Annotated in this window: 14 protein-coding genes; 9 read left to right on the top strand and 5 right to left on the bottom strand. The window is 31.2% G+C overall.

Annotation, left to right across the window (positions count from 1 at the left end):
* Positions 1-101 precede the first annotated feature (101 nt).
* The 3 genes from lon to V7Q02_RS01780 all read left to right on the top strand — a co-directional run bounded on the left by lon (position 102) and on the right by V7Q02_RS01780 (position 3801).
* Positions 102-2426, top strand: a complete 2325-nt coding sequence (gene lon, locus V7Q02_RS01790; protein ID WP_333859244.1) for an endopeptidase La — start codon at positions 102-104, stop codon at positions 2424-2426.
* 12 nt (positions 2427-2438) lie between these two features.
* Positions 2439-3032 (top strand): ribosome biogenesis GTP-binding protein YihA/YsxC, encoded by a 594-nt coding sequence (gene yihA, locus V7Q02_RS01785; RefSeq protein WP_333859243.1) that lies wholly within the window; start codon positions 2439-2441, stop codon positions 3030-3032.
* A gap of 67 nt (positions 3033-3099) precedes the next feature.
* Positions 3100-3801, top strand: a complete 702-nt coding sequence (locus V7Q02_RS01780) for a CPBP family intramembrane glutamic endopeptidase (RefSeq protein ID WP_333859242.1) — start codon at positions 3100-3102, stop codon at positions 3799-3801.
* A 77-nt stretch (positions 3802-3878) separates the two neighbouring features.
* On the opposite strand, the gene V7Q02_RS01775 is transcribed toward V7Q02_RS01780, so the two are convergent.
* Positions 3879-4256: a hypothetical protein gene (locus V7Q02_RS01775; protein ID WP_333859241.1), complete on the bottom strand. Its 378-nt coding sequence runs from the start codon at positions 4254-4256 to the stop codon at positions 3879-3881.
* A 258-nt stretch (positions 4257-4514) separates the two neighbouring features.
* Between V7Q02_RS01775 and V7Q02_RS01770 the strand changes: the two genes are divergently transcribed.
* The gene (locus tag V7Q02_RS01770; RefSeq protein WP_333859240.1) at positions 4515-5477 is read left to right on the top strand and encodes a helix-turn-helix transcriptional regulator; all 963 of its coding nucleotides are present in this window, start codon (positions 4515-4517) and stop codon (positions 5475-5477) included.
* 138 nt (positions 5478-5615) lie between these two features.
* Here V7Q02_RS01770 and V7Q02_RS01765 read toward each other — a convergent pair whose 3' ends face one another.
* Complete coding sequence (locus tag V7Q02_RS01765) at positions 5616-6554, bottom strand: FG-GAP repeat domain-containing protein (protein WP_333859239.1); 939 nt, start codon at positions 6552-6554, stop codon at positions 5616-5618.
* A 125-nt stretch (positions 6555-6679) separates the two neighbouring features.
* Between V7Q02_RS01765 and V7Q02_RS01760 the strand changes: the two genes are divergently transcribed.
* A complete protein-coding gene (locus tag V7Q02_RS01760) occupies positions 6680-7906 on the top strand; it encodes an ABC transporter substrate-binding protein (RefSeq protein WP_333859238.1) in 1227 nt (408 codons plus the stop codon).
* Positions 7907-7977: 71 nt separating this feature from the next.
* Here V7Q02_RS01760 and V7Q02_RS01755 read toward each other — a convergent pair whose 3' ends face one another.
* Positions 7978-8400, bottom strand: a complete 423-nt coding sequence (locus V7Q02_RS01755; RefSeq protein ID WP_333859237.1) for a Fur family transcriptional regulator — start codon at positions 8398-8400, stop codon at positions 7978-7980.
* 159 nt (positions 8401-8559) lie between these two features.
* Here V7Q02_RS01755 and cobS point away from each other — a divergent pair, with 159 nt between their 5' ends.
* The 3 genes from cobS (at position 8560) to V7Q02_RS01740 (ending at position 10741) form a co-directional block, all read left to right on the top strand.
* Positions 8560-9318 carry an adenosylcobinamide-GDP ribazoletransferase gene (cobS, locus tag V7Q02_RS01750; protein WP_333859236.1) on the top strand — a complete coding sequence of 253 codons (759 nt, stop codon included), beginning with the start codon at positions 8560-8562 and terminating at the stop codon, positions 9316-9318.
* A gap of 42 nt (positions 9319-9360) precedes the next feature.
* Complete coding sequence (locus V7Q02_RS01745) at positions 9361-10413, top strand: FAD:protein FMN transferase (protein WP_333859235.1); 1053 nt, start codon at positions 9361-9363, stop codon at positions 10411-10413.
* Positions 10414-10543: 130 nt separating this feature from the next.
* Positions 10544-10741 carry a DUF1858 domain-containing protein gene (locus tag V7Q02_RS01740; protein WP_333859234.1) on the top strand — a complete coding sequence of 66 codons (198 nt, stop codon included), beginning with the start codon at positions 10544-10546 and terminating at the stop codon, positions 10739-10741.
* A gap of 63 nt (positions 10742-10804) precedes the next feature.
* Here V7Q02_RS01740 and V7Q02_RS01735 read toward each other — a convergent pair whose 3' ends face one another.
* On the bottom strand, positions 10805-11728 hold the full coding sequence (locus V7Q02_RS01735) for a cation diffusion facilitator family transporter (RefSeq protein WP_333859233.1): 924 nt from the start codon (positions 11726-11728) through the stop codon (positions 10805-10807).
* Between the two features lie 303 nt (positions 11729-12031).
* Here V7Q02_RS01735 and nifJ point away from each other — a divergent pair, with 303 nt between their 5' ends.
* The gene (nifJ, locus tag V7Q02_RS01730; RefSeq protein WP_333859232.1) at positions 12032-15550 is read left to right on the top strand and encodes a pyruvate:ferredoxin (flavodoxin) oxidoreductase; all 3519 of its coding nucleotides are present in this window, start codon (positions 12032-12034) and stop codon (positions 15548-15550) included.
* A 36-nt stretch (positions 15551-15586) separates the two neighbouring features.
* On the opposite strand, the gene V7Q02_RS01725 is transcribed toward nifJ, so the two are convergent.
* Positions 15587-15748 (bottom strand): DUF3787 domain-containing protein, encoded by a 162-nt coding sequence (locus tag V7Q02_RS01725; protein ID WP_333859231.1) that lies wholly within the window; start codon positions 15746-15748, stop codon positions 15587-15589.
* Between the last annotated feature and the right edge of the window lie 30 nt (positions 15749-15778).

The following is a 15778-nucleotide window of genomic DNA, read 5'->3' as shown; positions in this document are numbered from 1 at the left end:
GTACTGGTGTCGGTACTCTTTTTTAAGTAAATTATTGGTTATACATAAATTCCCCTTATATTGTTAAGAATATCTAAGAAAATATTAAAGGAGAGAGAAATATGGATAAAAGCTTTAGAGAACTTCCTCTGATCCCATTAAGAGGTATTACTATATTTCCATATATGGTTTTACATTTTGACGTAGGAAGGGAAAAATCAATACTTGCCTTAGAAAAAGCCATGCTTGAGGAGCAAAAAGTATTTTTGACTGCACAGAGACAAGCAAAAACTGAGGAACCAGGTAAGGAGGATATCTTTAAAACAGGGACTATTTGTAATGTTAAGCAAATATTAAAACTTCCAGGTGATACGGTAAGAGTATTGGTAGAGGGTGAAACAAGGGCTTTGCTGGAAGAATATATTAGCGAGGAACCTTTTTTCAAAGTAAGAGTTCAGGTTTTAGAAGATGAAAAAGATTGTGATGAAAGTAAGGATTGTGAAGCACTTGTACGTGCTATAAAAAAGAATTTTAACGAATATGTAAAGTTGTCGGGCAATATACCTGCAGAAACTATAATAACATTAGATGAGATAGATAATCACGGTAGATTGGCAGATACCATCAGTTCTTACTTGATGTTAAAACAAGAAAAAAAGCAGGAGCTTCTTGAATGTTGTGAAATAGAAGAAAGACTTCAAAAAGTACTTGCAGTACTGGTAAATGAAATAGAAATTTTGAAATTGGAAAGAAAAATAGGAATTAAAGTAAAAAATAAAATAGAGAAGGTACAAAAGGATTATTATCTAAGAGAACAGTTAAAGGCAATACAGGAAGAATTAGGAGAAGACGATGAAAATAAAAAAGAAATGAAGAGATATAAGAATAAAATAAGTAAGGCTAAACTTCCTAAGACCGCTAAAGATAAAGCACTTTATGAGTTGGACAGATTAAAAAATACAGGAGTTTATTCTGCAGAGGGAGGGGTAATAAGGACATATTTGGATTGGATACTGGAACTTCCATGGAATACTCAGACTAAGGATAATTTAAATATAAAGTCTGCAAGGGAAATACTCGAAAAAGAGCATTATGGCTTAAAAGATGTAAAAGATAGGATAATTGAGTATTTATCGGTTAAAAAGATGAGTAAATCCCTTAAGGGGCCTATACTTTGCCTTATGGGGCCTCCTGGAGTGGGCAAAACTTCCGTAGCTAAATCTATAGCACATGCCTTAAATAGAAATTTTGTTAGAATGTCCCTTGGAGGAGTAAGGGATGAAGCTGAAATAAGAGGGCATAGAAAAACCTATGTGGGGGCTATCCCGGGAAGAATAATATATGGAATGAAACAAGCAAAATCCAAAAACCCTTTATTCTTACTTGATGAAATAGATAAAATGAGCAATGATTTTAGAGGAGATCCTGGAGATGCACTTTTAGAAGTGTTGGACAGCGAACAAAATAATTCCTTTAGAGATCATTATATGGAACTGGATTTCGATTTATCCAATGTTATGTTTATAACTACGGCAAATAGTATAGGTAATATACCTAGACCCCTTTTTGATAGAATGGAAGTTATAGAAGTGTCTGGATATACCAGTGAGGAAAAATTTCATATATGCAGAGAATACTTGATACCTAAGCAATTGAAGGAGAATGGTGTAAAAAATAATGAAATTGTAATATCAGATTCAGCTATATATAAGGTGATAGATAATTATACAAGAGAATCTGGAGTTAGAAGTCTTGAGAGAAAGATTGCTTCTGTTATAAGAAAAGCAGTGGCTGAGATGATGGAAAAGGATAAAAAGAAAATCAATATTACTGTTACTAAAATAAAATCTTATTTTGGAGCTGAAGTATATACATATGATAAAATTGACAAAGAGGATAAAATTGGTGTGGTAATGGGAATGGCGTGGACGGGATATGGTGGAGATACACTGCCTATAGAAGCAACTATTATGTCAGGAAGCGGAAAGCTTGAACTTACAGGCCAGCTTGGAGATGTAATGAAAGAGTCTGCTAAAACTGGATATAGTTATATAAGGGCCAATGCTGATAAGTATGGTGTGGAAAATGATTTTTATAAAAAATATGATTTACACATACATGTACCAGAAGGAGCAGTGCCAAAAGATGGGCCTTCTGCGGGAGTGGCTATGGTAACAGCAATGATATCAGCTCTCAGCAAAAAGAAAGTAAAACATAATGTAGCTATGACTGGAGAAATAACTTTGACAGGAAGAGTACTTCCTATAGGAGGACTTAAAGAAAAGAGTCTTGCGGCATATAGGGCAGGCATAGATACGGTTATAATACCTAAAGATAATGAAAAACACTTGTTAAAGATTCCAAATACGGTTAAAAGCAAGTTGAATTATATACTTGCAGACAATATAGATATAGTACTAGAAAACTCAATTTCAAATTATAGTTAGGTGGGAGTATTTATGGAAATAAAACAAGCAGAGTTTATAATTTCTGCAGTGCATCCATCCCAATATCCTAAAGATAAAAGGATAGAAATAGCCTTTGTAGGAAGGTCAAATGTGGGTAAATCTTCTCTTATAAATGTACTCACGAACAGAAAAAAATTGGTTAAAGTAAGCGGCACACCAGGCAAAACCAGGCTGATTAATTTCTTTTTAATAAATAATGAATTTTATTTTGTGGATTTGCCCGGATATGGGTATGCTAAGATTTCTAAAACAGAGAAAAAGAGTTGGGGTAGGGTAGTAGAGGAGTATCTTAGAGGAAGAGAAGAGTTAAAAAGGGTAATACTACTTTTAGATTGCAGGCATAAACCAACAAATGATGACATAACTATGTATAAGTGGTTAAAGTATTATAACTATCATACTATTATTGTTGCCACTAAGATTGATAAACTGTCCAAGAGTCAGCTGTTAAAAAATTTAAAAATTATAAAAGATACTTTAAAACCAGAAGCTGAAGATGAAATTCTCACATTTTCATCCCTTAATAAACAGGGAAAGGAAGAGTTTTTGAAAGTGTTGGAATCTGTTATAAGTTCTTATTCCTAAACATTAATGTAAAGTATGTGTTATAAATTGCTAAATGCCAAAAATAATAGCGCAAGGAGAAATAACTATGTTTGGATTAGAGATTATAAAAAATATCCTTGTATTTATCACTGTATATATACCGCCGCTTCTGATATTTGCAAAGTTTTGGAGGAAAAGAAGAAGAAGTAATTTGCTTCTTGTATTAATTGGAATATTATATATAGTTAGTTCTATATTTGTGGAAAACTTTGTTCCCTTCATATTTGTACTTTTAAATATAAGGTATATAAGATGTACCAGTGAATTTAATGAGTTTGACATAAAAAATTTCAAATTGATTAAGGCTTTAAATTTAACAGCTATATTTTATATAATAAGTATTGGTATATCTACAATACAGACTATTATACTTTCTAATTTTAAGGTTCAATTAGAGCATCAGGAGATAGTAACTAATATGGTAAATATGCCTCTGAAGAAATTTTTAATAATGATACCTATAGTTATAATTTTTGCACCTGTACTTGAGGAATTTGTATTTAGATGGCTTTTGTTTAAAAAGATATTTTATGGCAGAATGGGAGTGTATTTGGCTGCATTTTTAAGCAGTACCATATTTGCAGTGATTCACTTTAGTCTAAATGCCTTTGCAGTAATACTTTGGGTTGGCTTATATAACTGTTATCTAATTAACAAGAAAGGATACTGGTATGCAGTATTTAATCATTTTGTGTTTAATTCTATAACCATAGCTGCACTTCTTACAGAGAAATTAAATCTTATGTAGTTTTTGGATTAAAGATAAAAATACCCCTAGATTTATTAATTAATCCTTGGGGTATTTTTTGATTCATTTTAAATTTATTAATCGGAATTCTTAAAATTGGAATTCATAAGGTCATTTAACATCTTTGCTGCGTCGGGAGAGTTTTGGAGTTCTTTTATTGTACTTAGCAATTGTTCTTTTGTAGAACTTCCATTCTCTATTTTGGATAATCTATCTTCAAGTGCAGCAAGTTGTGATTTTATATTAGATTCATTTAATCCAGATTTATTGGCTGCATTAGATATATCTCCCAAATCCAAGTTATCCAGCATTGCACTTAATTTATCTTTGGATAAATTATTATTACCCCCGCCTAGAACGGATAATATGGACATAAGTTGAGTAATATCTATATTTCTTAAAATATCACCTAAATTAAAGCCTGTGTCATAATTTTTGCGACGGTGTTTTGACATTACATTCACCCCTTATTCTAAGTAAAAATTTAATAAAATTGATTAAGCAGATAGTAGACAATGTAGACTTAATTATACTATATACTATTCTTAAACAGTAAATTTGATACAGAAAGTAAGGTGTGGACTTAAAATAATAGGGATGTGTATAAACCAGTTCAATAATACAAATTTTAATTTTATATAAAAATACACTAAAAAAGATATAAAAAATGACGATATATATTAAGTATCATTTTTACACTGGAGGTAAAATGCATGTCAAAAATTTCTAACTTATTAGAAATGATAATAATACTACAATATAAGGAATTGACCACAGCCTCAGAATTGTCTGAAATGTTAAAGGTGGACAAGAAAACCATATACAGATATATAAATAGCTTAAATAAAGCTAATATACCGGTTCATACTAAGAAAGGAAGGTATGGAGGATTTTACATAGATAAGAGTTTTTATATGAAATCTGCGGATTTAAATGAGGAAGAACTTAAAGCTTTAATTATGGCTTCTCAGATCTTCACTGAGAAAACAGGATTTATTTATGAAAAGGATTTAAAAAGTGCGGTTCATAAAATAAAGAATTTACATATAAATGAGAATATGAACTTAGATAGAATAGAAAATACGGCAGGCTTCTCTGTAGATTCAATAGGAAGTGTGGAAGATTTGGAACATAAGATATATAAAATCAATTTTTCCATGGCTAGAGGACGAAGTCTAAATATAAATTATTTTTCTATGAATAAAAATGATTTGACTATGAGAAAGGTAGATCCTTATGACTTAATATTTAAAGAGGGTAACTGGTATATAATAGGATATTGCCATATGAAGGATGATGTAGAGAATTTTCAACTAAATAGGATAAAGAGCTTAAAAGTGAGTAATAATATTTATATGAGACCCCGTACTTTTTCTCTAAAAGACTACTTGAGTAATCATTGGGGAGTATTTGTAGGAGATAAAATAAAAATAGTAATAAGATTTGACAAAGAAATAGCTGGATTTATTCAACGTACTAAATGGCATATAAATCAGATTATAGATGAGTTGCAGGGTGGAGGTATATTATTTAGTCTATATGTGGATGATATTAAAGAAGTAAAACAGTGGATACTGGGTTTTGGAAAAAATGCAGAAGTTATAGAGCCTAAAGTATTAAGAGAAAGCATTAAATTAGAAATAGAAGAATTACATAAAAAATATTATAATTTTTGATTTAAGTGAATACTTTATTCCTATTTGGATATTATAATAAATGTAATTGGAGATGTAATTCTCCTTTACATCAGATAATAAGTTTTATTTGATGTAATAACCCCCCATCCCCCTTGGGACCGCGTTAAACGGTCCCTTTTATTTTTGTCTGTATATGGAATCAATTTTAAAGTAATAATTATCTTTACTATTTTTATCCGGAATTAATGTTAAAACCAGTATATAATTTTTTACTATACTATTATCTGTATGGGATATACCCCTGAAATTTAGCGTCCAACAAATTTCTGATATGTTTCCGTTATTATCACATTTATTTTCTTTAAATAAAGCATCTTGAAATACATAGGAATTATTTTCTCCAGACAAGCTTCCTATTAAGGACATGTCCTCTTTGGATATATTGGATGAAAATATACTGCCTGGCTTGTAGGATTCACTCTCTGGAAGACCTTCAATAAGTTTTATGAAAGTGTATATAGTATCTTTTCCTATAAAAGTTTTATTGGTATCATAACTATAATTTGTAAATTTATAATTTAAAAAAATATAGTTTGAAAAGGCTATGTTGTTTCCTTGTATTTTACCGGATATAACTTTTGGGGTTTTATTATTTTTGCAATCTATAAATCCCAATATGTTATTAGAATTAGAAAGAATATTGTCAAAATTATTATTGTGGAATATAAAAACGCGTTGTAATGCGTTGTCCTTTTTGGAACCTTGTATGAATATTTCCGGAACTTTATTTCTAGATACGTCCATAAGAGTTACTCTTATAGGCCAATAAGGGGAATAAGTTTCAATTATAGGAGAATTCTCATCTGTTTTAAAGCTGAAGGTTTTGTTGTTGATAGTTACTTCCATCAAGTAATTGTCATCTACCCTGGTAACAGACAATATATCATCTTTCCCATCTCCGTTAAAATCAGCTTTTATATTTTTATTATTTGAAATAGTATTAGATGTAGGAGAAGCCTTGGATGTTATAAAAAGTATAAATAATATTGCAAGTAACAATATTAATATTACAAGATATATATGTGTCTTTTTTAGAAATAGTACCCTGAATTTCATGAATTTCACCTCCATTTAATTATATGAATATATTATATATTTAATTATTATGTATAAAATAAATTTGTAGAATATTAATATTAAGTTAGATCTGTATCTTATTAAAAAGCGAGATGAGGGAAGATATGTTTTATAAGAGTAGGGTTATAGCAATTTTATTAATTGTAGTATGTACATTTAATTTATATGCCTGTGGTAGAAAGGAAGAATCTTTAAAAAATAAGCAGATAAATTTATATGTAGGTGTAAAAGACAGTGAATCTTTGAATATAATAAAATTTTTAACAGATGAGTATAAAAAGGAAAATCCTAAGGTTCAACTTAATATAAATAATGCCATAGGCAGTAAAATAGAAGATGATATAAATGAAAGAAAAGGTGTGGATGTGATATTTGCTTCCAGAAATGATATGTTGAAATTAGTTAGAAAAAGCCTTTTAGTGGATATGTGGGATTTATATGAGGAAAATAATCTAAGTGACAGATATTACACTGTAGCAAAGGCTTATGGCAGATTTAATGATAGGTATTATGGAATATCTATGATTCCCTATACAATAGAAATATTATTTAATAAAGATGCTCTTAATAAATTAAATTTAAAAGTACCAGTTACCATAAGTGAAGTAGAGGGGATTTTAAAAGTTCTTAATTCTTCATCTCAGAGAGTACCTGTGGTGTTAAATGAGGGAATGGATATAAACAATACCATATTTTCTATAGTATTAAATAATATGATTCCAATGAGAAACCTTGAAAACATATATGATAGCAGTGCTTCTGAATATAAGCAATTAACTCAGGTTCAAAAAAGTTTCGATGTTTTAGAAAACTTAGTAAAAGGAGGATATATAAATAAAGATACTTTTGAAATAGGAAATGAAAATACCATAGAAAAATTTAACAGAAGTAATATTCCTGTGCTTATTGCTTCCTCCTATTATGCAGATAAGTTTGAAAGTTCCAATATAGAATGTTTAAAATCTTATGATTCGGAAGGAAAAAACAAATTAAAAGTTCCGGTTATGTCAGATGTAATAATAAGTGTTCCTATGAATAGTGAAAGTAGGGATATGGCAGATGAATTTGTAAAATATATATTTAGTGATAATGTACAAAAAAAACTGTCCCAAAAAGGATTTATAACAGCCAATAAAAATGCTAATATTTCTAAAGAAGGAGTTAAAAAGACTATAATAGATCATCTGCAAAATAGTACAGAGGATAATATTAGTTTTATATATAATGTACCGGAAAATTTTGCAAATAACATATCCTCTAAAATAGATAATATACTTTCGGGAAAATACACAGATAATGAATGGAATGAAGTAGTAGATGAATCTTATTAAAAGTTAAAAGGGAAGGCAGTTACTTTTATTTGTTTAAAAGAGTAACTGCCTTTAGCAATTTTCATGAATAATTAATCAGGTGTATTTTTAATACAATCTTTGCATATTCCATAAAAATAAACTTGGTTGCTTATTACCTCATAATCAACACAGTCTTTAATTTTGTCGTTTAAATTTGTAAAACAAACGCCTTCTACATCACTAACTTTTCCACAGTGTAAGCACTGTATATGGGAGTGAGGAGAAGTATTTCCATCATATCTAAAGTTACCTTCCCCTACATTGATTTCCTGGATTAAATTTACTTCAACTAAGGTTTTTAATGCCTTGTATATAGTTGCCAGGCTCATGGTAGGGTAATTTACCTGAAGGGTTTTGTATATGGTTTCAGCAGAAGGATGTTCTTTAGTAGATTGTAGATATTTATATACTGCAATTCTTTGAGGAGTAAGTTTTAATTTTTTTTCTTTAAATATAGAAGTTAAGTTATTCATATGCACCACCTTCATGTTAATGTTAATTATAATTATATAATAAAAATTATTCTTTGTCAAAAACAATCTATAAGTAATGATTTTCAAAATTGTAAAATAATCATAGTTATAATATAATGAATAATGCCAGTATTTTAATGATTGAAGAGAGGTAATGTTATGAAAGAATTTTTGAATGATTTTCTTTTAATGATTCAATTATTAACTAGGATTCCAATTAATAGAAGTTTATTTTGTAGTAAGAAAAATTTCAGAAGGGGAGCTAGCTTTATGCCCTTTGTAGGGTTAATAGTTGGAGGAATACAGTGGAGTATATATAAATTATGTATGGTCATATTTTCAGTAAATATTTCTATTGTTATTATGATTCTGCTGGGTATAGTAGTTACAGGGGCACTGCATGTAGATGGTCTGGGGGATATGTGTGATGGTTTCTTTTCTTTTAAGGATAAGGGTAAAATAATAGAAGTTATGAAAGATAGCAGAATAGGAACCTATGCTTGTTTGGCTATTATAATGGATATACTTTTAAAGTATAGTTTTTTTTGTTTTATAGTGCCTTCCTTTTCTTTAATAATAATAATTGCACCTATTATGTCCAGATTTTCAATAGTTTTTATAGCTTTCATAGGAAAACCAGCCAAAAGCACTGGATCTGGAAATTTGTTTATAAAAAATATAGGTAAGTGGCAGCTTTTTGTGGCAGCTTTTATAACAGTAATTACTTTGTTTCTTTTAATGGATATGAAGCTTATGTATGTAATTATATTAATGTGTAGCAGTTTGTGTGTGTCATTTTTATTTAATGTATTCTGTAATAGAAAAGTAGGGGGATTGACCGGGGATTTGTTGGGAGCAAATAATGAAATAATAGAAGTACTCACTATGGTTATGTTATGTGCTATAATTACAAAGTAGATTATTAATTGACTATACCATATTAAAGGGAGATAAATAAAAATGGCCTGTAAAAAAAATAAATATATGATTTTTATTTCAATTATAATGGTTTGCGTAATTTTTTTGTGTTCTTGTGTAAATAAGTATTCTTCTGTGGAACCTATTGCGAAAACCGAATATATGCTGGGTACCATATGTACCATAACTGTCTATGATGGTAAAAAAGATACAGCTATAGATAAGGCTTTTAATAGAATTAAAGAAATTGAGAATAAGATGAGCGTAAATAAATCTGGTACAGAATTGGATAAAGTGGCGGATTCTGCGGGCAAAAACTTTGTTAAAGTATCAGATGATACTTTTTATGTTTTGAAAAAAGGTAAATATTATTCAGAAAAATCATCAGGTGCTTTTGACATAACCATTGGTCCTCTGGTAAAACTTTGGGGAATAGGAACAGATCATGCTAAACTTCCTTCCCGGCAGGAAATTGATGAAAAAAAGGTATTGGTAAACTATAAGGAACTTATATTAGACGAAAGAAACCATAAAGTAATGCTGGAAAGGCAAGGTATGTCTCTGGATTTAGGTGGAATAGCAAAAGGTTACTCGGCAGATGAGGCTGCAAGGATATTAAAGGAAGAAGGAATTAAACATGCTATTATAAATTTGGGAGGTAATGTAGTTGTTATAAACAATAATATAAACGGCAAACCCTGGAATATAGGAATTCAAAACCCCTTTGAAGATAATGGAAAAGAAATGGGGGTTATAAAAGTTACCGATAAAACTGTGGTTACTTCAGGCATATATGAGAGATATTTAGAAAAGAATGGAAAAAAATATCATCACATATTAAATCCATTTACAGGGTATCCTATGGATAATAACCTTGCCAGTGTAACCTTAGTTACGGATGTTTCCATAGATGCAGATGCCATGACTAAAAATATATTTTATTTGGGAGTGGATAAAGGGATAAATTATGTGAAAACAATAAAGGGTTTGGATGCCATATTTGTAACTAAAGATAAAAAAGTATATGTTACAGATGGATTAAAGAGTAATTTTAATCTTGATGATTCCAATTTTACATTGATGAATAATAAATAATAATTTTTTTCTTAAGAAAAACTATTTTAATCTTGATATGATGTGATTTTAGTATTAAAATAGATAATAATTATAATTAAAAATGTAACTATACACTGAGTAAAAAACTGTTAAGGAGAGGTTAAATATTATGGATAAAATTAATAAGGATACTACTGTAGGAGAAGTAATAAGAATGAATCCTGCAAATGCCCAGAAACTTATGAACTTTGGAATGGTATGCGTAGGTTGTCCTTCCGCACAATCTGAGACATTGAGAGAAGCTTCCCTGGTGCATGGAATAGACCTTGATAGATTAATTAAAGTATTAAGTGAAGATAAAAACTAAATTAGAAAATTAAAGGCAGATAGAGTATTTTAGCTATCTGCTTTATATTTTTATTCAGGTGTATTAATTCTTATTTTTTGAAGTATTGGTTGTAGTATATTCAGTAGAAAAAGGACAGTTATTACAATTATTGTCACAAGACTCCAGGTGAATCATACATTCTGTGTTTTTAAGAGAACTTTTTATTTCATTTTCTATTTTATCGCAAATATCGTGAGCATTTTTTACAGACATATTTTGCGGAAATACCAGATGAAGATCCACGTACCGCCTATCTCCTGATTTCCTAGTCCTTAACTTGTGAAAATCACAGTATTTAAAGTTGTATCTATTTAAAATTGAAGTTATGAGTTCAATTTCCTTATCACATAACTTTACATCTACTAGAGGGTCAAATGCAACTTTTAACAGGGCAAAGGCCTCTTTTAAAATAAATAAAGCTACCAATATGGCTATTATAGGATCTAAAAAGTGGAGACCCGTAATCCATATAATAAATAAACCAAGACCAACTCCTAGAGAAGTATATACATCAGTTTTAAGATGAAGAGCATCTGCCTCTAGTGCTATAGAATCTACTTTTTTCGATGTATAATATAGTTTTTTAGATACCAGGTAGTTTATGCCTGCTGATAAGAACATAACTATAAAACCTATATTTGATGAAATAACTTCCTGACCATTTATTAATTTTTTGGCAGACTCTATTATTATCCATAAAGATGCTATAAATATCAATATTGCTTCTAATACACCAGATACATTTTCGAATTTACCGTGTCCATAAGGATGTTGTTTATCTGCAGGTTTAGATGATATTTTCACAGAGAAAAATGTTATTATAGATGCAGCTAAATCCATAGTGGAGTGCATAGCTTCTGATATAATACTGACTGAACCTGTGGATAGTCCTGCTGCCAGTTTAATTCCAATTAATCCTGTATTGGATAAAATAGAAAGTCTGGCTACTTTTACCTTTTCTTTCACTTAAAACATCTCCTTTTAAGTTCAACAATTATCAAATGATAAATGTATATATCTATTATGATAGAGGAAAAACGCTAATAAGTCAATAGATAAACAGTCCGATACGCTTTATCAATTGATAATTAAAGTTATTTTAAATGTCACTTCACTATAGGAAAAATTAGTTACGTATATAGTATATGTGAAAGGGCTAGTTTTGATTAAGTTATTTGAAAATAAAATGTTTTTGTGGTTTATATGCATGAGAATTTATATATTTCAAATACTAGATAAAAGAACATATACTAAAGGAGGTAATAAATTATGCATAAAATTACCAAAACTATGGATGGAAATGAAGCGGCAGCCTATGCTTCTTATGCTTTTACCGATGTAGCTGCCATATATCCAATTACACCATCTACGCCTATGGCTGAGGGAGTAGATGAATGGGCAGCCCATGGAAAAAAGAATATTTTTGGTCAGACTGTAAAAGTAGCTGAGATGCAGTCTGAGGCAGGAGCTGCAGGGGCAGTACATGGTTCTTTAACAGCAGGTGCATTAACTACTACATATACAGCATCCCAGGGACTTCTTCTTATGATTCCCAATATGTATAAAATGGCGGGAGAGCATCTGCCAGCAGTATTTCATGTAAGTGCCCGTGCAGTTGCAGCTCATGCACTTTCAATATTTGGAGATCATCAGGATGTTATGGCCTGCAGGCAGACCGGCTTTGCACTCCTTGCGTCTTCTAATGTTCAGGAGGCCATGGATCTAGCCTTTGTAGCTCACTTAAGTGCTATAAAAGCTAGAGTACCATTTTTACATTTCTTTGATGGATTTAGGACTTCTCATGAATATCAAAAAATAGAAGTTATAGATTATGAACATATAAAGCCCTTGGTAGATTATGATGCCATACAGGAATTTAGGAACAGAGCCTTAAATCCTGAACATCCTACAGTAAGGGGTACTGCTCAAAATCCAGATATATATTTTCAAAGCAGAGAGGTTTCAAATGGGTTTTATGACAAAGTACCTAAAATCGTAGAGGAATATATGGAGGACATAAATAAAATAACCGGAAAAAATTATAAACCCTTTGAGTATTATGGTCATAAGGATGCTGAATATATAATAGTGGCTATGGGATCTGTGTGTGATACTATAGAAGAAACTATAGATTATCTGATGGGAAAGGGTGAGAAAGTAGGAGGTATGAAAGTACATCTTTACAGACCTTTTTCAGCAGAGCATTTCTTGAAGGAAATGCCTTCAACTGTTAAAGTTATTTCAGTGCTGGACAGAACAAAAGAACCGGGTTCAATTGGTGAACCCTTATACTTAGATGTATGCAAGGTATTTTATGAAAGAGATAATAGGCCTTTTATACTAGGGGGAAGATATGGGCTTGGTTCTAAGGATACTACTCCTTCCCAAATACTGTCTGTATTTGAAAATATGGCAGATAGTGAATCCAAAAAGAGATTTACTATTGGAATAACAGATGATGTAACCCATACTTCGTTGAAAGAGAAGAAGGCAGTAGAGACTACTCCAGAGGGAACTATAAGCTGTAAGTTCTGGGGATTAGGTTCAGATGGTACTGTGGGGGCCAATAAATCTGCTATAAAAATAATAGGAGATAATACGGATCTTTATGTTCAGGCTTATTTTTCTTATGACAGCAAAAAGTCTGGAGGAACTACTGTATCTCATTTGAGGTTTGGGAAAAAGTTTATAAAATCTCCTTATCTTGTACACAGTGCAAACTATGTAGCCTGCCATAATAAATCTTTTATATATAACTATAATATATTAAAAGGATTAAAAAAGAATGGCACTTTTGTACTTAATTGTCCATGGGAAGAAAAAGAGTTGGAGGAAAAACTTCCTGCATATATGAAAAAATATATTTTTCAGAACAACATAGAATTTTATATCATAGATGCGGTTAAAATAGCAAGAGAAATTGGTCTTGGGGGAAGAATAAACATGGTAATGCAGGCAGTTTTCTTCAAATTGGCCAAGGTAATACCTATAGATGAAGCTCTCAAGTATTTGAAGGAATCTGTGGAAAAGACCTATGGAAGAAAAGGCAAAAATATAGTAGAAATGAATAAAATGGCTGTGGATAAGGCCATAGAAGCTCTAAAAAAGGTAGATGTACCTGTGGATTGGGTAAATGCTAGGGATTATGAAAGCAAAAGCTGTGATGTTCCAGATTTTATCAGAGATATTCAAAAACCCATGGCAAGGAATGAAGGCGATGATTTACCTGTAAGTGCATTCTTAGACAGAGCAGATGGAGTGTATCCTCTTGGAACTACAGCTTATGAAAAAAGAGGTATAGCCGTAATGATACCAGAATGGCAAATTGATAAGTGTATACAGTGCAATCAATGTGCTATGGTTTGTCCTCATGCTACCATAAGATCCTTTCTTTTAAATGCAGAAGAAGTAAAAAATTCACCACAGGGATTTCAGAGTAAAAAAGCTTCAGGAAGTGGATTGGAGGGGATGAACTTTAAAATACAAGTAAGTCCTATGGATTGTACAGGATGTGGAAATTGTGCGGATATATGTCCTGCGCCAGGAAAAGCACTTGTTATGAAACCTTTGGAGGAGAAAGTTGATGTTGAATCAGAAAATTGGGAGTATGCATTAAAAATAACTCCAAAGGATGATTTAATAAGTAGAAACACATTAAAGGGCAGCCAATTTATAAAACCTCTTCTGGAGTTTAATGGAGCTTGTCCGGGGTGTGGAGAAACTCCGTATATAAAATTACTTACCCAGTTGTTTGGGGAAAGGATGATGATTGCAAATGCTACAGGATGTTCGTCTATATGGGGAGCCAGTACACCATCTATAGCCTATACTAAAAATTCAAAGGGAAAAGGGCCTTCCTGGGGCAATTCTCTATTTGAAGATAATGCAGAATATGGATATGGTATGTTTTTAGCAGTAAAACAAATGAGAGAAAGATTGAAAGTTCTTATGACTTCTTATTTGGAGAATTGTAAATATGAGGGTATAAAAGGAGCCTTTAATGAATGGATAAATACCATGGAGGAAGGCAGATTATCCCAGATAGCTTCAGATAAAGTAGTAAAGGCCATTAAAAGTTGCGATTATATAAAAGATCCTATACTGAAAGAAATAATTGACAAGAAAGATTACCTGGTTAAAAAATCCCATTGGATAGTGGGAGGAGATGGATGGGCTTACGATATAGGCTTTGGAGGAGTAGATCATGTGTTGGCATCAGGAGAAGATGTGAACTTATTTGTAATGGATACAGAAGTTTATTCAAATACAGGAGGGCAGTCTTCCAAAGCAACTCAAACTGGAGCCGTAGCAAAATTTGCAGCTTCAGGAAAAGTAACTAAAAAGAAGGATCTGGGCCTTATGGCAATGAGTTATGGATATGTATATGTAGCTCAAATTTCCATGGGTGCCAATATGAATCATACCTTAAAGACAATAGTAGAAGCTGAGAACTATAAAGGACCATCTCTTATAATAGCTTATTCTCCATGTATAAATCATGGTATAAAAACAGGTATGGGAACCAGTATGGCAGAGGAGAAGAAGGCAGTGGAATGTGGATACTGGCATTTATATAGATTTAATCCCGTATTGAAATTAGAAGGTAAAAATCCTTTTATTTTAGATTCTAAAGAACCAAAATCCTCTTTCCAGGAATATATAGATGGAGAGGTAAGGTTCTCCTCGTTAAAAAATATTTTTCCAGAAAGGGCAGAAGGTTTATTTAGTCTTGCTGAGAAAAATGCTGTAGATAGATATGAAATATATAAAAAGTTATCTCAAATGTAAAAATAGATTAAAGGCCGATTTAATACGGCCTTTAATCTATTTTTCATTACTGTCTACCCATTCTTTAGCGTTCTCAACTTCTATTTTATTTGGTATGGGTACTTTGGAAATTGGCTTGGTTTTATATATATTGGCCCAGGAGGCTGTCTGGTGATTTTCTACAATTGAATGCTTATTTTTTTCTTTATTTTTCCCCATGAGTTTATCACCTCTATATATAGTATCTTC

The organism is Clostridium sp., assembly GCF_036781005.1.
Lineage (GTDB): Bacteria > Bacillota > Clostridia > Clostridiales > Clostridiaceae > Clostridium_B.
This window is presented reverse-complemented; position numbering and strand designations above follow the sequence as displayed.